Consider the following 16,033-nt stretch of genomic DNA (forward strand, 5'->3'; position numbering starts at 1 on the left):
GGTTAAACGACCGAAGGAGCCGACCATGGTCGCAGCGTCGCACGACTCCCGTCCGCTGATGGTGTTCGGCCTGCGCTTCCCCGCCGGCATGGTGGACGAAGGCGACCTGCTCGCCGCCGTCGAACTGCAAGCTCAGCTCGGGGCCGCCGTGCGGCTCGTCGAAGCCGGCGCGGTCACCGACAACCAGCTCTGCGACGACCTCATCCTCATCGGCGGCAATTCCCTCACCGGAAAGGTTCTCGAGCGCCTGGACGGCGTGCTCTCGCTCGGGTTCGCCGAGGACGGCTCCGCCGTCTACGACCGCAAGTCCGGCTTCGCGGCCTCGCCCCGCTTCGACGACGCCGGAGAGCCGCGCGTCGACTACGGTCTGGTCATCCGCGCCGCGAACCCCTTCGCGCCGGAAACCTCGGAGGTCGTGGTCGTCGCGGGGTGCGGCGGCTACGGCACCGCCGCCGCGGCCGAGGCGTTCGACGAGGCCGAAGCCCTCGGCGGGTACCGGCACTTCGAGGCCCTCGTCGAGACGACCGTCTTCCGCGGCTCCCACCGCGACACGTTCGTCCGCGAAGCCCGCGGGATCGCGTGAAACGCCCGGGCTCCCGCTGGGAAGCCCGGGCGTTCGTCACTTCTGCAGGTCGTAGACCGTCTGGCCGTCGACCGTGGTGGCGGTGAAGTTCGCCGTCACCCACGCGGTGATCTCCGAAGAGCCACCGCCCGGGCCGCCGCCGCGGCCGCCGTCGATGTAGTACTTGATCTCGCCGGCCGCGACGTACGCCTTGAACTCGTCCAGCGTCGGGGCCGGGTCGGACCCGCTCCAGCCGCCGATGCCGATCACCGCCTTGCCGCTGGCCAGTTCCAGCGACGCCGCGTTCTGCGAACCGGTCGTCGCCGCGGCCCACTTCGTCGTCGTCTTGGCCAGCAGCTCGCCGACCGCGCTCGAGGACGATTCGTCGCCGAAGCCGCCGCCCATCGCGCTCGACGTCGGACCGGACGTCGGGATCGAGCCGCTGTGCGCGATCGACGCCGTCTCGACGCCGTAGGCCGCCGTCGACACGCCCAGGGTCAGGACCACCGCCGTCGCCACGACCGCGGCCGCCTTCCGGACGGTCGGCACGCCCATCACCAGCACCGTCCCGACGAGGACGCCGAGCACCGCGACGATCCAGCGCAGCGCCGGGAACCAGTCCGGCGTCCGGTCGAGCAGGATGAACGACCACACCGCCGTCGCGACGACCATCCCGGCCAGCGTCGCCCGCGGGCCCGGGTTCGCCCGGCCCTGCCACAGCGCGCGGCCCGAAATCGCGACCAGCGCGGCGATCGCCGGGGCCAGCGCGACCGAGTAGTACGGGTGCACGATGCCGCTCATGTAGCTGAACACCAGTGCCGTGACGACCAGCCAGCCGCCCCACAGCACCAGCCCCAGGCGCGTCCGGTCGGTGCGCGGCGCGCGGCGGGTGAACCACAACCCGGCGACCAGCCCGATCAGCGCGGCCGGCAGCAGCCACGAGATCTCCGTGCCGAAGCTCGACCCGAACATCCGGAACAGCCCGGATGCGCCACCGAAGCCGGTGTTCCCGCCCATGCCGCCGCCACCGCCCGGGCCACCGCCGTCGCCGCCGCCGAAGATGCGCGACAACCCGTTGTAGCCCAACGCGAGTTCGAGCAGACTGTCCCCTTCGGACCCGCCGATGTACGGCCGTGACGCCGTCGGCCAGAGATCGACCAGCGCGATGTACCAGCCGGCGGAGACGACCAGGGCGACGACCGCGCCGCCGAGGTGCAGCAGCCGCTTGGGCAGCGACGTCGGCGCCGCGATCAGGTACGCCAGCCCGAACGCCGGCAGCACCAGGAACGCCTGCATCATCTTCGTCAGGAAGCCGAACCCGATCGCGACACCGGCCAGCGCGAGCCACCTGGGACTGGCCTTTTCCGTTGCGCGCACGACGAAGTAGGCGCCGGCGACCATCAGCAGCACGAGCAGCGCGTCCGGGTTGTTGAACCGGAACATCAGCGCCGCGACCGGCGTCAAGGCGAGCATCGCACCGGCCATGAGCCCCGCGATCGGGCCGGAAGTCCGTTTCACCGTCAGGTAAAGGATCCCGACGGACGCGACGCCCATCAAAGCCTGCGGGGCGAGCACGGTGAAGCTGGAGAAGCCGAAGATCCGCGCGAAGGCCGTCGCGACCCACAGCGCCGCGGGCGGCTTGTCGACGGTCAGGACGTTGCCCGAGTCGAGCGACCCGAACAGCCACGCCTTCCAGTCCTGCGTCCCGGACTGCACGGCGGCGGCGTAGAAGCTGTTGCCGTAGCCGGAGGCGGTGAGGTTCCAGAAGTAGAGCACGGCGGTCGCGGCCAGCAGCCCGAACACCGCCGGGCGGACCCATTGCGGCGGCGCGTGCGCCCCGGATTCCTTGCGGTGACGCGGTTCCTGCGTCACGGTGCCGGACAGGACGGCGGTCATCAGAACTCCTTCTGGGTAGCGGCCTGGCGGCGCGGGTTGAAGACCCAGCCGCGCAGGAGCAGGAACCGGAGCACCGTCGCGGCGAGGTTCGCCAGCACGAGCACGGTGATCTCCAGGACCAGGCCGGGGGTGGTGGATCCGTTGAGCAGGGCCAGCGACCCGCTCGTCAGGGCGAGGCCGAGACCGAAGACGATCAGCCCTTCGAACTGGTGGCGCCCGGCGCCGGAGCGTCCGCGGATGCCGAACGTGAGCCGCCGGTTCAGCGCGGTGTTCCCGATCGCCGTCACCAGCAGTGAGGTGAAGTTCGCCGCCTGCGCGCCGACCGCCGTCCGCAGCAGCAGGAACAGGACGAGGTAGGCGAGCGTGCTGCTGACGCCGATGGCGGCGAACCGCACGAGCTGCGTCACCAGCCGCGGCGGCACGCCCGGCGCCTCGACGCCGATGGGCTGCCGGCCGAGCTGCTCGCGCAGCCGGCTGATCGGGATCTCGCCGGTGAAGGTGGCCTTCGTGACGCGGGCGATGCCCTTGAGGTCGGCGGCGGCGGTCTTCACGATGTTGACCGAGGAGTTCGGGTCGTCGACCCAGTCGACGGGCACCTCGTGGATCCGCAGCCCGGCGCGTTGCGCGAGGACGAGCAGCTCGGTGTCGAAGAACCAGCCGGTGTCCTCGACGTGGGGGAGCAGCTCGCGCGCGACGTCGGCGCGGATGGCCTTGAAGCCGCACTGGGCGTCGCTGAACTTCGCGGCGAGTGTCGACTTGAGGATGAGGTTGTAGGCGCGGGAGATGAACTCGCGCTTCGGCCCCCGCACGACTCGCGCCCCCCGGGCGAGCCTGCTGCCGATGGCGAGATCGGAGTGCCCGGAAAGAAGCGGAGCGACGAGCGGCCCGAGCGCGGCGAGATCGGTGGAGAGGTCGACGTCCATGTAGGCGAGAACGGCGGCGTCGGAGGCGCGCCAGACGGCGTTGAGCGCGCGGCCGCGGCCCTTTTCCTCGAGGTGGTGGACGGCGACCTCGGGGAACTCCCGGGACAGTCTTTCCGCCACCCGCAGCGTGGAGTCGGTGCTCGCGTTGTCGGCGATGGTGATCCGGTAGGGGTAGGAGACGTGGTCGGCCAGGTGCGCGTGCAGCCGGCGGATGCACGGTTCGAGGTCGGTCTCTTCGTTGTAGACCGGGATGACGACGTCGAGGACGGGCTGTGGACCGGCCAGATCGACCGGGACGGTCCCGGGCCTTGCTGCGGAGGCGGTGGCTGTCATGGGTACTACGGTCGCGGGCCCCGCTTTGGTGATCGTGTGATCGCCCTGTGCGGTTCCTGTGGGCCGCGCCCGGTGCCGGATAAACTACAGCCGTGCCTCACCGTTCCGCTGGTCTTCATCGCGTACTCGGCTCGGTTGGCTGATGTCGAGGGCTTACCTGCATTCCACGGCCGCGCGGCGGCCGTTAGGTAGTGATGATGTGGTAACAACCGAGCACGTCGGCGCCGAGCTGCGCCGGCTGCGCAAGGCGGCGCAGCAGACCCAGGCGGACGTGGCCCGGATCGTGGGCGTGGCCCGCGCGAACCTGACCCAATGGGAGGCGGGGCGGTACCTGCCGTCGGCGGAGAACGCCAGGCTGCTCGACGATCACTTCCGGGCGGGAAACTCCCTGGTGGACCTGGTCGAAGCAGCCCGCTCACCGGCCCCAGCGGCCGCCGGAGCGCTGACCACGGCCGGCTCCCTGCTCGAGGTCTTCCGCCGCGCCGGCACCAGCCTCGCCGACGAGCTGATCCGCGACGCGAACGGCCGCCCGGTCGGCTGGCGGCACAACCTCCAGAAGCGGGGCGCGCACACGGCGCTCGCCACCGCCTACGGGATCTCGGCGATGGTCGTGGTAGGCGAGCCCTACATCGACCTACATGCGGTCGTCGAGGACCTCTACGCTAAACGTTCCGACTTCGGCTGGCAGGGCCGGTCGGAAGGCCGCCGGCCCGAGGTCGCGGCCGCGGTCGTGGGCGCCCTGTTCCAGGCCAGCACCATCCTCACCGCCGAGGACGGGCTGACCTACCTCGAACGCTCACTCGACGACCGCACCCGGACGCGGCCGTTCCTGCTCTCTTCCGCATTGCGCGCTTCGGTCCGGCTCGGGCCGGACGCCCCGCTCACCCGCCGCCTGACCGACGACCTCGTCGCGGCTCGCCTCGACTTCGACGGCGTCCCGCTGTGGGGCGAGAAGAAGGAGGAGGGGCTGGTCGCGCCGGAACCGTCCACCGCGCACACGGCACGGGCGGTGGTGGCGCTGCGCGAACTGCTGCGCTCCGGGCGCGGCAGCGACGAAGTCTCCGACGCCGTCGAAATCGGCACCCGCTGGCTCGTCGAGCGGGTCCACCCCGACGACGGCGTCTCCGAAGACCTCGCATTGCCGCAGCCGCAGGGCCGGCCGGACGTGCGGGTCACGATCAAGCACTTCACCTCCGCCTGGGTCCTCCAGGCTCTGGCCGAGGCGCCACAAGTGCCGGTGGCCAGGCTGAGCCGCGCGTTGAACTCGTTGTGGGAACGCTACGAACCGTCGCGCGGTCTGTGGGCTTGGGGCAGTGGCGATCTCCCGATCTGGATGACGCTCGACGCCGTGACGGCTCTGCGCGCCGTCGCACTGGCGTTCCCGACTCCGCAGTTGCTACCTCCGCCAGCCGCAGAATAGACAGTCATACGAGCACTCAGTGGTATGAGCTCTTCGTGCTGAACGCGAGTTTGCGAATCGCGTTCAGCGGAAGACCTTCCAGGGTCTGCTCGGCGATCCCGACATCCCGGAGCACGCGGAAGACATCGTCTTCGGTGACGTCGTCTTTGTCGGCGGGAACACGTACGTCGGTCTTTGGCTTCAGTGTGGGATCGATGGACTCGAAGCGAAGGTCGAAGTCTGCGCGATACGCGTAGTAGAACGTCAGTTTGTTCTCCCGCCTGGGAAAGCCTGCGGCGGGAAATTGAACGTCTTCGTTGGTCTGAATGACCCAGTCGGACGAGATGTCGTACCGAAACATCCTGAAATCCGGCTTCAGTCTTATTTCTACGACCAAGAACTCGTGCTGTTGATGCCAGTGGGCGGCGAAGATCGTTGCAAGGCAGCTGATCTGTACGTACTCTGTCGTCCAGACTGTGTCGGCCGGGCTGCCGTGACGACGCGAGAGTTTAGCTCGGTACTCGGCGTACCTCTGGCAGCAGGTGGTGTTTCGCGGATCCAATATCTGCAGTTGTACCCGCCAGTGAGCCCCCGTGCTGGTCTCGCGTGCACGCGCGGCCAAGGTAGGCAGCGTCCAAGATCGGGTGAATGATCCAGTGCCACCTTCGAACTGCCACATGTTCGTACTGGCCATTGCTTTGTCGAAAGTCTTCTGTTTGTCCGCAGGTGTAGCCAGTAGTAGCACTGACGAGTCTCGCGTGAGATTGGTTTCGATTCCATCGACTACGTTTTTCGCCGCTACCGTCAACTGGGCGAGTTCGATGATGTTCTGGTCGCTGCCCTCTTGGCGCATGGCCTGTTTGAAAATTGAAAAACCCAGAACGGCCAAGGTTGCCAGAGTCGCGGCGAGAAGTGTCTTTGTGTCGTTTACCGTGTCGGTCGCGCCGAGTACGGCCACTGTCGCGGCTGCGAGGAGAACAATGAGCTGTTCGGGATCTCGGCGCACTCCGTGTATCAGGCGAGCCGCTCGGCCGGGCCGAGCTGACGCGGAGCGTGGGTTTTCGCGGCTTGTCGGCATGGTGACCTTTCGTTGTTGGTGATGACAGTCTGTTTCCGGTGTCCCGATGTTCATGCTGATGGTCGCTTGACGAAATGAGGGCCGCTGTGATCTGTGTCGGAAACGTCGGATCTGGCCGAGGTCGGGGCAGCTATAATGGCCGTGCAGCCGGAACGAGTCACGCTGAGAGAGTGATCATGGCGACGAGGTATGACGCTTGCTGTGACAGATGGTTCGGGTGATGGTGTCCAGGCTGCGACCGCACACCGTGTCCACGCAGGGAGCCGCCCGTCCGGTTGCCGCCGCGGAGGAGCGAGTCTTCCATGCGGCCGAGGCGTGGTTTTCGTCCGGCCTTGCCTCGGTCCTGACTGAAGCCGCGCCCGGCGCGCCGCAACTTGTCGCGGCTGCCGAATTGGTGCGCGACGACCCGCACGCTTTCGGCTGCTGGCTGAAGGGAGCAACCAGGGACGAGCAGAAGTTGAAGGCAATGGTCGAGCGTTCTTACTGGCATTCCAATGGATTCGCGAAACTCGTGCTGCACACTTCGGCTGAACCCGAGTTCAAGATTCGCATGCACGTCTGGCCCAGGTCGGAGGCGTCGAGACGGGGAGAGCCGAACCCGCACAGCCACCGTTGGGAGTTCGCGTCGACCGTGCTGACCGGCCGAGGCGTCGTCGTACCGGAGTACCGCGAGGCGTCCGAAGGAGGAGATCCGTTCGGCCGTTATCGCTATGGCACCGATCCTGATGCTCCGGAGGCACTCGTCGCTGACGGGGCAGTCCGGCTGGTCAAGACGAGATCACCACGTGTATCCCGGGGTGATGTCTACTCGTGCGGTACTGAGGTGATCCACACCCTCGAGCCGTTGGGAACGGATTTGACGGCCACGATCGTCGTCCAGGGTCCGCGTCGTGAATCAACGACAGTCGTGTTCCGTGCGCGGGGCCGGAGTGAGGAAGAGCCCAGTCGTCGGATATCGGAAGTGGAGTTCCGGCAGATCGTGGCCGCGGTCGTGACTGAGATCTGCGGAGGGTCTTCTCCTCGATGACCCGGTTCTCGCGTTCCAGGCGGCGCGGCGTCCTGACCGATCGCGCCATCCGGCGCGCTCGTGCCGAGGGTGAACTCTTCGTTGACCCGTTCGAGCCGGGCCTCGTCCGCCCGGCCGCGATCAGCCTCCGCCTCGGACTCTCGGCCTTCAGCCTGCGCACCGCCGGGCCGGTCGATGTCGCCGACCGCGCTACATACCCGCGGATGGTCGCCAAAGAACTCGATGCCGGGGGGAGGTTCACGATCGAGCCGGGAGAGGTGGTTCTCGCTCCGACGTTGGAGCGGATCGGGTTGTCCAGGAACCTTGTGGGTCTCGTCGACGGGATCAGTGATTACGCTCGGCTCGGTATCGGCGTCGTGCTCTGCGGGCAGGTCAGTCCCGGTTTCGGCCGCGAGGCCGGCGCCGTGCTGACTCTCGAAATAGTCAATCACCTTCGGCATCCGGTCTTGTTGTACCCCGGTGCCCGGATCTGCAATCTGATGCTGTTCGCCACCGCCGGAAGCAGGCGCTCCTACGGCGAGATGCCGCACAACTACTCGACCGACCACGTGGTGACCGCGTCCCGGCTGGCGGATCATGTCGGACGCGACTGAACACCTGCTCGGCGACTTGGGCGAGCGGGGCATCCAGGAGCGCGTGCTTCGCCCGCGGTACCGCGACACGGAGAGTTACGGTGACGATAGCGCACTGCTCGGTACCGTCGACGGCCCGAGCGAGCTGGTCGCCACGACCGACAGTTGCCCGACTCCTGTCGTCGACCAGCTCCGTGAGCGGGACCTCTACCACTCGGGATGGCTGCTGATCACGATCAACCTCTCCGACCTGGCTGCTGCCGGGGCCGAGCCATTGGGACTCGTGGTGAACTACACGCTGCCCAAGGCGACCACTGTGCGAGAGTTCGAGCGGCTGCTCGACGGGGTCGACGACTGCTGCGCTGCTCACAGCACGAAGGTCGTCGGTGGCGACATCAGTGACGGCGAAGTTCCCCATCTGACGGCGACAGCCATCGGGCGGTGTGCTCCCGGCCGCAGGCTCCGGCGAACCGGAGTCCGCGTCGGAGACAGCCTTCTGCTGGTAGGCTCGCCCGGCTTTCTCTGGGCCGCCGCGCTCGCAAAGGCTCGGAAGATGACGTTGTCGGCGGTCGCTGAGCAAAAGATCTGGCAACGTGCCTCTCGTCCGATGGCGCAGCTGGCGGGCAGCCGGCTGCTCGCCCGGTCGGGGCTTGCGCGGGCGGCGATGGATATTTCCGACGGCTTGTTCGCCACCGTTCGGGCCCTTTGCGAGGCCAATGGGCTCGGTGCTGCGATCACTGACGAGTTCGAGCTGGAAGATCCGCTGAGCCAGGTGGTCGAGCAGAGTGGTTTGCGGTCTTTCGACCTCGCACAAACCTGGGGGGACTGGGGTCTCGTCGTCGTGACGCGCGCCGGAGACGCCGAGGCTGCGATGAACGTGCTACGAAACAACGGCGTTTCGGTTCAGGAGATCGGTGTCTTCACCGCGGACCGGCGCATCACCGTCGGCGCCGATGCGCGACTTTGGCAGGGGAAAGCGCAAGAGCGCTTCTCGGACAGGTCGTGGCACGGCGGTGACCTGGAAGACCAGATCAGCGCCGTGCTCGGAACACCGCCGTCCTGAGCTCGATCAAGTGTGCGCCCGCAAGGGAACGACGTTGCTCGGCAGGACCGTCCGCTCGCGCGGGGCCTCGGTCGGGCTGATCGTCAGCGTCACCAGGCTCGCGTACTTCGGGTGGCGGTCGACGTACACCTGCGGGACCGCGCACGCCGCCGCGAGGACCGTGCGGTGGCGGTGCAGGTGCTCGAACGCTTCGCGGCCGTACAACGACACCACGATGTCGCCACCGCGGGGCCGGGACCACAGGATCGCCGGACGGCGGCCGCCGGGCAGGCGCAGCAGCGGGAACGCCGCCCGCAGGCGGTGCTGCACGCGGATCGCGCTGATCCGGGCCAGCACCCGGCGGCGGCGCAGCAGGGCCAGGCCGGACGCGCCGGCGACGACCGCCGACGTCCACAGCGCGCCGGCCCACAGCGCGAACGTCACCAGGGCGTAGGGCAGCAGCGTCACCGCCAGGACCTCCCACCGCCAGTGGTAGAGCCGGGCGGGGAACGACGCTCGCCTGCTGGTCATTTCCGTGCTCCTTCCGGTGAACCGGCGGCGCAGGAGGCCGCCGAGGTGGCGCGAGAGGCGTCCGGCGGCGATGCCGAGCACGAGGGCCGCGACGATCACCGTCCCGGACGTCATGTCGGGATCCGGGTCTTCGGGGTGGGCTCGGGCCGGCGGTCCCGGCCGAGCTGCCAGGTCCAGCGCCACGCCACCCAGATCGCGACGACGGAACCCAGCAGGATCAGCACGAACGCCTGGCCGACGAGCCCGTCGAGCGGCGCGAGCCGCAGCAGCACCAGCAGTGCCCAAAGCTGGGACGCGGTGAACGGGATGACGAGCCCGGCCGCGTAGACGCCCCGGCGCCAGCGGCTGCGGCCCGGTGCGGTGGTGTAGGGGTCCATGGAAGTGCCCTCCTCTGCCCGTGGATCCAGGAAACCTCCGGCTCGCCGCGTCCTGTGTGTCAGCTGACACAGAAGGCGGGATTCAGCTCGCCAGACGTCGAAGTTCGCCCAGGCGGTGGATCGTCACCTGTCTTCTGCCGGTGCTGATGACGCCTTGGCGGCGCAGGTCGCGCGTCGCCCGCGCCCAGGACTCGCGGGAGATCGCCGCGGTCATCGCCAGTTCCGCCTGCGTGGCCGGGACGGCGATCTCGATGTCGGTGCCGCGCGGCACCCCGTGCTGGACGGCCAGCTGCATCAGCTGCGCGGCCACCCGCCGCGCCGCGGCGCCGCCCCCGAGTTCCAGCCACTGCCGGCCGACCGACCGCAGCCGCGTCGACAGCACCTGCAGCAGCGCCCACGAGATCCGCGACCGCGTCCGGCACAGTGCAGCGAACCGGTCGCCGGGAACCTCCAGGACGTCCACGTCGTCGAGCGCCTCGACGGTCGCCGACCGCGGCTGCGCGTCGATCGCGGCCAGTTCGCCGATGACGTCCCCGGTGCCGCGCACCCCGACGACGACCTCCCGCCCGTCCGGCGTCCCGTGCACGATCCGCACGTGCCCGGCCAGCAGCACCAGCACGACGCTGGACCGGTCGCCTTCCCGGCAGAGCGTTCCGCCGCGCGGGTAGGAGCGCCGCGTGGCGGACGCCGTCAGCGCCCGGCGATCGGCCGGGGCCAGGCCGGCCCAGAATCCCGTCGGTTCCACGTCCCCACCTCGTTTCCCGTCTTAAGCGGTCAGCCCCTCCTCGCCGGCTTCGGGCGTGTAGAGCCAGCCCCGAAGCCGTTCTGCGCCGAGCTTGATGTGGATGCCCTGGGTGAACGCGGTGTGGTCGATGCCGGGGTAGCCGTGCCGCACGACCGCGCGGTGGATCTCCTGCGAGATGGCGAGCGCGAGCGGCGCGGTCGTTTCGCGCAACCGCCGCTTCAGCTCGGGAGCGTCGACCAGCCGGCAGGTGATGTCGACGTCTTCGCCGTACAGCCCCCGCCGGTCCCGGTGCACTTCGCCGGCGTGGATGGCGACGCGGAGCCGGAAGGCGAGGTCCGGGAGGTCGCGGGCGTGCTTGTCCAGCAGATCGGCGAGCACCGGGACGAAGGTGGCCAGCAGCAGCGTCTTGGGCACCTGGTCGAAGGGCCGCACGAGGCACAGCGCGCCGTCCCCGCGGTCGACGAAGGGTTCCCGGTGCTTGCGTTCGATCCCGGCGATCGTGAAGGCCTCTTCGAGCAGCTGGTAGAGGACATTCCGGAGCAGGGCTCGCACCGAGTTCGTGTGTTTGGTCGATCCCTCGATGTCGACCGCCACGATGGCCCGGTGCCGGGGTATGTCAGCTGGAGTACTCATTGGCCCGCTCCTGCCTTCAGGTGTGAAGCTGAAGTTCAGTCAAGTTCACTGTAGGGGGTGAAGTACCCTGGAACAACCGGGTTGAATCGGTGTTACCCGTTTGCTGCGAGGAAGTTTGCCCGGTAGCCATGTTTCAGCCCCTGCTTCCGCGGGTCGCCGACCTTGACTTTAGCTACGCGGAGTACTATCACAACACTCTCGGCACTACTGAAATTTACTGAAGGGTGGCGGAGACTGTGTCGCCAGTCGCGCCGCGGGCGCTCGCCCGCCGCCTCAGAGGGCTGCGCGAGGAGCGGTGGCCGGATGCCGGGCTCACCCAGGCTCAGCTCGCGCAGGCATTCGGCGGGGTCAGCATCTCCCTCATCTCCTCGTGGGAGAACACGGAGAAGCCGGTCCGCCTGCCGGTCAGGCGGCTCGAGGCCTACGCGACGTTGTTCGCCACCCGGCGATCGCTGGACGGCGAACTGCACCTGGTCCCCCTCAAGGAACTGACGGACGAAGAGCAGGAGGAGCGCAAGGTTCTGCTCGACGAGCTGCTGTTGCTGCGTGACGGCAAGGAGGCGACCGGGGCGACCGACCTGTGGACCTTCGACGACCCGCTGCAGCGGATCACGATCGTCTGCGCCCAGCTCCCGGAGAAGTACCGCCAGCACCTCAGCTACGCGGATCCCGAGAGCCCCGACTTCGTGTCGCTGTACACCTACGCGGATCCCGATGCGCTGATCGAGCTGTACGGCCACATCCGGGCGCGCAACCCCGAGAACCCGGTCACCTTCCGCACCAGCGACGCGCTCGAGCCGGACGACTACACGAGCCACCTGGTCCTGCTCGGCGGAGTCGACTTCAACAGCGTCACGCGCGACGTGATCGAACGGGTGGACCTCCCGGTGGAGCAGGTCGCCCGCGAGGCGGACGCCGAGCACGGCGGGTTCCGGGTTCAGGAGCGCGGCGGGTCGAAGCTGATCGAGCCGCTCCTCGACGCCGACGAGCACCTGCTGGAAGACGTCGCGCACTTCTACCGGGGCGTATCTCCGTTCAACCGGAAGCGCACTGTGACCGTATGCAATGGTATGTACGGTCGAGGAACGCTGGGCGCGGTGCGGGCGCTGACGGACGCCCGGTTCCTGGACCGGAACACCGCCTACCTCCGCGAGCGGTTCGGCGACGCGAAGTCCTTCAGCATCATCAGCCGGGTCCTGGTGGTCGACGGCAACGGCCTGACGCCCGACTGGACGCTCGAAGAGAACCGGCTCCACGAGTGGCCCGAGGCGGCCAAGTGAACGCGCGGCACCACCAGTCACACCAGCATCTGCTGGCCCACGTCGACTCGGCCAAGGCCCCGTCCGCGACCCTGGACGCGATCATCGTGCCCAACGGCCGTCCGGCGGCCTACCTCAAAGAGGCCATCAGCGCGGCCAAGCTGCTCGACGCCCACCTCGTCCTCCTGTGCAGCATGCGGGCGAACGCCGGGAGCGCGGCGCTGGCCGCGAAGCGCGCGGGTGTCCGGGTGACCGCGATCGACATCGACCTGCTGCCCGACGGGGTCGTGCCGGACTTCGCCACCGACGACATCCTCCGGCGCAGCCGGTTCCACCGGCCCGTCGACACCAGTCTCAAGCGGAACCTCGGCCTGCTCATGGCGAGTCTCGCCGGGTGGAAGCGGATCCTGTTCCTCGACGACGACATCATCCTGCCCGACCCCGGCGACCTCCGGGCCGCCGCCGGGCTGCTCGACGCCCACTCGGTCGTCGGGCTGGCGAACTCCGGGATGCCGGACAACTCGGTCGTCTGCCACGCGTTGCGGGACGTCGGCGTCCGCCAAGACGTGTTCATCGGCGGGGGCGCGCTCGTGGTCGGCGAAGCGGCGTTCTCGTCGTTCTTCCCCAACATCTACAACGAGGACTGGTTCTTCCTCCTGGACGGGCTGCGGCTGCGGCCGTCGGCCGTGACGGGGACCGCGTGGCAGTACGACTACGACCCCTACAACGACCCGCGGCGGGCTCGCGGCGAAGAGCTGGGGGACACCCTCGCCGAAGGCGTGTTCGGCCTGCTGGACAACGGCTTGGGGCTGGCGCACGCCGACGAGCGGTACTGGACCGAGTTCCTGCCCGAGCGGCGCCGGATCATCAGCACGACGATCGAGCGCGTGCTGGCCTCGGACATCGAACCGGCGCAGCGGGCCCGGATGGTCGCCGCCCTCAAAGCGTCGATCGGGCGCAGCCACCTGATCACGCCGGACTTGTGCGTCCGCTACCTGCGCGCGTGGCAGGACGACTGCGTGCGCTGGCGCAAGCACCTGCGCGACCTGCGGCGCGACCACCGCGGCAGGCTGGGGATCGACGGCGCGCTGACCACTCTGGAATCGGTCGCCGGCTCGCGCCGGTCAGTACCGGCTTGACGCGCCGATCCTGGGTTCCCCGCGCGGTTCCGGCGTGACCACGGTGAGGTCCTTCACCAGCACGTAGCAGCGTTCCGGCACCTGGAGGACGTTGCCGTTCGGCAGGGTCAGCTGCGCGTAGCACGTGACCGTGCCGTGGCCCCAGTCCCGGTAGCCGAGACGGTCGTACAGCCGGGCCGCCGCCGGGTTGTCCGTGCGGACCGCCAGCGCGACCCGCTCGTGGCCGTGGCCGATGAGGTGTTCCTCCACCGCGCCGACCATGGCCGCGCCGACGCCTCGGTTGCGCAGCTCGGGGTGGACCTGCAGGTGGGTCAGCAGCGCGACGCCCGGCAGGTGCCGGCGGATCGGTGGCTCTTCGGCCTCTTCCAGCCACAGGTACACCGCTCCGGCCGGGCGGGAGCCCAGCCACGCGAAGAACAGCACGCCCTGGTCGTTCCGCTGGCGGATCCAGCGATCGATGAGGAATCCGCCGTCGCCGAGGGCCGCGGCGAACGGAAACAGGTCTGCGGAGCGGGCCCGCCCTACGTTGGGCTCGGTCATCTGCAGAAGCCTCCGTCCTCCCGGTACTCCCATAGTGCAGGAGGCGGCACGGAGTTGACCAGGTCGTGCGGTACTGACCCTGCTTTCGTCGGTTCTTGTTCAGCCGGCGGCCGTGAGGTCGTACACCGTCACGCCGTCCACCGTGGACGACTGGTACGTCGAAGCCACCCACTCGGCGATCTGCTGGGCCGCGTCCGAACCGGTGGAGCCCCGCATCGTCATGCCGTCGCCGAGGAAGTAGTGGATCTGTCCGCTCGCGACGTACTGCCGGAACTGGTCCAGCGTCGGGTACGGGTCCGTGCCGTTGAAACCGCCGACCGCCATGACCGGGGCGCCGGCGGCCAGCTGGTAGCCGGCCGCCGCGTTCGAGAGGACCGTGGCCGCCGTCCACGTGTACTTCGACGCGTCCCGCTGGAGCAACGCCGTCAGCTGTGCGCCCGGGAGCGTCGTCGAGAGCAGGGACCCCGGTCCGCCGCCGCGACCGCCGCCGAAGCCGCCGCCGGGACCACCCCGGAAGCCGCCGCCGAAGCCCGAGGAGGGACCGGCCGAGGGGATCGCCCCGTCGTGCGTCGTCGCCGCGGTCGCCAGCGTGTACGCGCCGGTGCCGGACAGCACCACGACCAGGGCGAGCACGGCCACGAGCGAGGCCGCCCAGCGGGTCAGGTGGGCCGCGAAGAACAGCGCCACCGCCGCCAGCAGCCCGCCGACCAGCACCGCCGGGGCCAGCCACGGCTGCCACGACGACCCCGACAGCAGCAGGTACGTCGTCACGGCGGTCAGCGCCACCCCGCCGCTGAGCAGGCCGGACGCCGCCGGACTGGCGCGCAGCAGCCACAGCTGGACGGCCGCCGTGCCGACCAGCGCCGCGATCGCCGGGGCCAGCGCGACCGTGTAGTACGGGTGGATGATCCCGCCCATGTAGCTGAACACCAGCGCCGTCACCAGCAGCCAGCCGCCCCAGAGCAGCAGGGCCGCCCGCGAACGGTCGGTGCGCGGGGCGCGGCGCGTGAACCACAGCCCGGCGCCCAGGGCCAGCAGGGCCGCGGGGATCAGCCACGCGATGCCGCCCGCCATCTCGCTGCCGAAGAGCCGCGTCAGGCCGGTCGAGCCCCAGCCGCGGCCGGCACCACCGCCGACGCTGCCGACCTCGTCGCCGGTGATGCGGCCGAAGCCGTTGTAGCCGAAGGCCAGTTCCCACAAGGAGTTCGTCTGCGAACCGCCGATGTACGGCCGGTCGGCCGCCGGCCACAACGCGACGACCACGAGGTACCAGCCGGCCGCGACCACGGTCGCCGCGAAGGCGCCGAGCAGGTGCAGCAGCCGCTTGCCGAGCGACACCGGCGCCGCGACGAGGTACGCCACTGCGAACGCGGGCAGCACGAGGAACGCCTGGAGCATCTTGGCCAGGAAGCCGAACCCGACCGCGACCCCGGCCAGCGCGAGCCACTTCGGGCTCGCCTTCTCGAGCGCGCGGACCACGCAGTACGCGCCGGCGACCAGCAGCAGTACGAGCAGCGCGTCCGGGTTGTTGAACCGGAACATCAGCGCCGCCGCGGGGGTCAGCGCGAGCACGAGGCCCGCGACGAGCCCGGCGGCCGGGCCGGAGGTGCGCTTGACCGTCGCGTGCAGCAGCCAGACCGAGCCGACGCCCATCAGCGCCTGCGGCACGAGGATGCTCCACGCGTTGACGCCGAACAGCCGCGCCGACAAGCCCATCACCCACAGCGCCGCCGGGGTCTTGTCCACGGTGATCGCGTTCGCCGCGTCGCTCGACCCGAAGAACAGCGCCTTCCAGCTCTGCGAACCGGCTTGCGCGGCGGCGGAGTAGAAGGCGTTGGCCCAGCCGGAGGCGCCGAGGCCCCACAGGTAGAGCACGGCGGTGCCGAGCAGCAGCGCGGCGAGCGCCGGCCGGTGCCAGGTCCGGCGGATGGGCGCTGAGCGAGTCATAACGGTTTCGCGTGACGCGAGAGCGGTCAT

The 16,033-nt window shown here is 69.4% G+C and carries 16 protein-coding genes; 7 read left to right on the forward strand and 9 right to left on the reverse strand.

Annotated elements, in window-relative coordinates:
- Positions 1-25: 25 nt before the first annotated feature.
- Positions 26-583 (forward strand): hypothetical protein, encoded by a 558-nt coding sequence (locus ACIRSS_RS39420; RefSeq protein ID WP_400904360.1) that lies wholly within the window; start codon positions 26-28, stop codon positions 581-583.
- A 36-nt stretch (positions 584-619) separates the two neighbouring features.
- Here ACIRSS_RS39420 and ACIRSS_RS39425 read toward each other — a convergent pair whose 3' ends face one another.
- Both ACIRSS_RS39425 and ACIRSS_RS39430 read right to left on the reverse strand, forming a co-directional pair.
- Entirely contained in the window at positions 620-2,458 is a 1,839-nt protein-coding gene (locus tag ACIRSS_RS39425) for an ArnT family glycosyltransferase (RefSeq protein ID WP_400904362.1), read from the reverse strand.
- On the reverse strand, positions 2,458-3,714 hold the full coding sequence (locus ACIRSS_RS39430; protein WP_400904364.1) for a glycosyltransferase: 1,257 nt from the start codon (positions 3,712-3,714) through the stop codon (positions 2,458-2,460). Before ACIRSS_RS39430 ends, ACIRSS_RS39425 begins: the two co-directional genes overlap by 1 nt.
- Before the next feature lie 142 nt (positions 3,715-3,856).
- Between ACIRSS_RS39430 and ACIRSS_RS39435 the strand changes: the two genes are divergently transcribed.
- A complete protein-coding gene (locus tag ACIRSS_RS39435) occupies positions 3,857-5,134 on the forward strand; it encodes a helix-turn-helix transcriptional regulator (RefSeq protein ID WP_400904366.1) in 1,278 nt (425 codons plus the stop codon).
- A gap of 16 nt (positions 5,135-5,150) precedes the next feature.
- On the opposite strand, the gene ACIRSS_RS39440 is transcribed toward ACIRSS_RS39435, so the two are convergent.
- Positions 5,151-6,119, reverse strand: a complete 969-nt coding sequence (locus ACIRSS_RS39440; protein WP_400904367.1) for a hypothetical protein — start codon at positions 6,117-6,119, stop codon at positions 5,151-5,153.
- Positions 6,120-6,411: 292 nt separating this feature from the next.
- On the opposite strand from ACIRSS_RS39440, the gene ACIRSS_RS39445 reads away from it, so the two are divergent.
- Genes ACIRSS_RS39445 through ACIRSS_RS39455 form a run of 3 tightly spaced genes read left to right on the forward strand, consistent with a single transcriptional unit; the run spans position 6,412 to position 8,853 of the window.
- Positions 6,412-7,218: a hypothetical protein gene (locus tag ACIRSS_RS39445; protein WP_400904369.1), complete on the forward strand. Its 807-nt coding sequence runs from the start codon at positions 6,412-6,414 to the stop codon at positions 7,216-7,218.
- Entirely contained in the window at positions 7,215-7,811 is a 597-nt protein-coding gene (gene dcd / locus ACIRSS_RS39450; RefSeq protein WP_400904371.1) for a dCTP deaminase, read from the forward strand. The genes ACIRSS_RS39445 and dcd overlap by 4 nt, the downstream gene beginning before the upstream one ends.
- Positions 7,795-8,853: a thiamine-monophosphate kinase gene (locus ACIRSS_RS39455; RefSeq protein WP_400904373.1), complete on the forward strand. Its 1,059-nt coding sequence runs from the start codon at positions 7,795-7,797 to the stop codon at positions 8,851-8,853. Before dcd ends, ACIRSS_RS39455 begins: the two co-directional genes overlap by 17 nt.
- Before the next feature lie 6 nt (positions 8,854-8,859).
- Here the strand turns inward: ACIRSS_RS39455 and ACIRSS_RS39460 are convergent, their stop codons facing one another.
- The 4 genes from ACIRSS_RS39460 to ACIRSS_RS39475 form a co-directional block, all read right to left on the reverse strand.
- Positions 8,860-9,477: a hypothetical protein gene (locus ACIRSS_RS39460; protein ID WP_400904375.1), complete on the reverse strand. Its 618-nt coding sequence runs from the start codon at positions 9,475-9,477 to the stop codon at positions 8,860-8,862.
- On the reverse strand, positions 9,474-9,740 hold the full coding sequence (locus tag ACIRSS_RS39465; RefSeq protein WP_400904376.1) for a hypothetical protein: 267 nt from the start codon (positions 9,738-9,740) through the stop codon (positions 9,474-9,476). Before ACIRSS_RS39465 ends, ACIRSS_RS39460 begins: the two co-directional genes overlap by 4 nt.
- A gap of 82 nt (positions 9,741-9,822) precedes the next feature.
- Positions 9,823-10,485 carry a Crp/Fnr family transcriptional regulator gene (locus ACIRSS_RS39470; RefSeq protein WP_400904378.1) on the reverse strand — a complete coding sequence of 221 codons (663 nt, stop codon included), beginning with the start codon at positions 10,483-10,485 and terminating at the stop codon, positions 9,823-9,825.
- A 21-nt stretch (positions 10,486-10,506) separates the two neighbouring features.
- Entirely contained in the window at positions 10,507-11,118 is a 612-nt protein-coding gene (locus tag ACIRSS_RS39475) for a hypothetical protein (protein WP_400904380.1), read from the reverse strand.
- Between the two features lie 236 nt (positions 11,119-11,354).
- On the opposite strand from ACIRSS_RS39475, the gene ACIRSS_RS39480 reads away from it, so the two are divergent.
- Complete coding sequence (locus ACIRSS_RS39480; RefSeq protein WP_400904382.1) at positions 11,355-12,398, forward strand: helix-turn-helix domain-containing protein; 1,044 nt, start codon at positions 11,355-11,357, stop codon at positions 12,396-12,398.
- Entirely contained in the window at positions 12,395-13,516 is a 1,122-nt protein-coding gene (locus tag ACIRSS_RS39485; protein WP_400904387.1) for a hypothetical protein, read from the forward strand. Before ACIRSS_RS39480 ends, ACIRSS_RS39485 begins: the two co-directional genes overlap by 4 nt.
- Here ACIRSS_RS39485 and ACIRSS_RS39490 read toward each other — a convergent pair.
- Positions 13,502-14,056 (reverse strand): GNAT family N-acetyltransferase, encoded by a 555-nt coding sequence (locus tag ACIRSS_RS39490; RefSeq protein ID WP_400904388.1) that lies wholly within the window; start codon positions 14,054-14,056, stop codon positions 13,502-13,504. The genes ACIRSS_RS39485 and ACIRSS_RS39490 overlap by 15 nt on opposite strands.
- A gap of 99 nt (positions 14,057-14,155) precedes the next feature.
- Positions 14,156-16,033: a glycosyltransferase family 39 protein gene (locus tag ACIRSS_RS39495; protein ID WP_400904390.1), complete on the reverse strand. Its 1,878-nt coding sequence runs from the start codon at positions 16,031-16,033 to the stop codon at positions 14,156-14,158.

It is taken from the genome of Amycolatopsis sp. NPDC101161 (assembly GCF_044768185.1).
GTDB lineage: Bacteria > Actinomycetota > Actinomycetes > Mycobacteriales > Pseudonocardiaceae > Amycolatopsis.

Bases quoted from the DNA above. Each gene is read 5' to 3' on its own strand.
- ACIRSS_RS39435 (WP_400904366.1), top strand. From the start codon at position 3,857: ATGTCGAGGGCTTACCTGCATTCCACGGCCGCGCGGCGGCCGTTAGGT.
- ACIRSS_RS39490 (WP_400904388.1), bottom strand. From the start codon at position 14,056: ATGACCGAGCCCAACGTAGGGCGGGCCCGCTCCGCAGACCTGTTTCCG.
- ACIRSS_RS39495 (WP_400904390.1), bottom strand. From the start codon at position 16,033: ATGACCGCTCTCGCGTCACGCGAAACCGTTATGACTCGCTCAGCGCCC.
- ACIRSS_RS39445 (WP_400904369.1), top strand. From the start codon at position 6,412: ATGGTGTCCAGGCTGCGACCGCACACCGTGTCCACGCAGGGAGCCGCC.
- ACIRSS_RS39455 (WP_400904373.1), top strand. From the start codon at position 7,795: ATGTCGGACGCGACTGAACACCTGCTCGGCGACTTGGGCGAGCGGGGC.
- ACIRSS_RS39420 (WP_400904360.1), top strand. From the start codon at position 26: ATGGTCGCAGCGTCGCACGACTCCCGTCCGCTGATGGTGTTCGGCCTG.
- ACIRSS_RS39460 (WP_400904375.1), bottom strand. From the start codon at position 9,477: ATGACGTCCGGGACGGTGATCGTCGCGGCCCTCGTGCTCGGCATCGCC.
- ACIRSS_RS39465 (WP_400904376.1), bottom strand. From the start codon at position 9,740: ATGGACCCCTACACCACCGCACCGGGCCGCAGCCGCTGGCGCCGGGGC.
- dcd (WP_400904371.1), top strand. From the start codon at position 7,215: ATGACCCGGTTCTCGCGTTCCAGGCGGCGCGGCGTCCTGACCGATCGC.
- ACIRSS_RS39430 (WP_400904364.1), bottom strand. From the start codon at position 3,714: ATGACAGCCACCGCCTCCGCAGCAAGGCCCGGGACCGTCCCGGTCGAT.
- ACIRSS_RS39475 (WP_400904380.1), bottom strand. From the start codon at position 11,118: ATGAGTACTCCAGCTGACATACCCCGGCACCGGGCCATCGTGGCGGTC.
- ACIRSS_RS39425 (WP_400904362.1), bottom strand. From the start codon at position 2,458: ATGACCGCCGTCCTGTCCGGCACCGTGACGCAGGAACCGCGTCACCGC.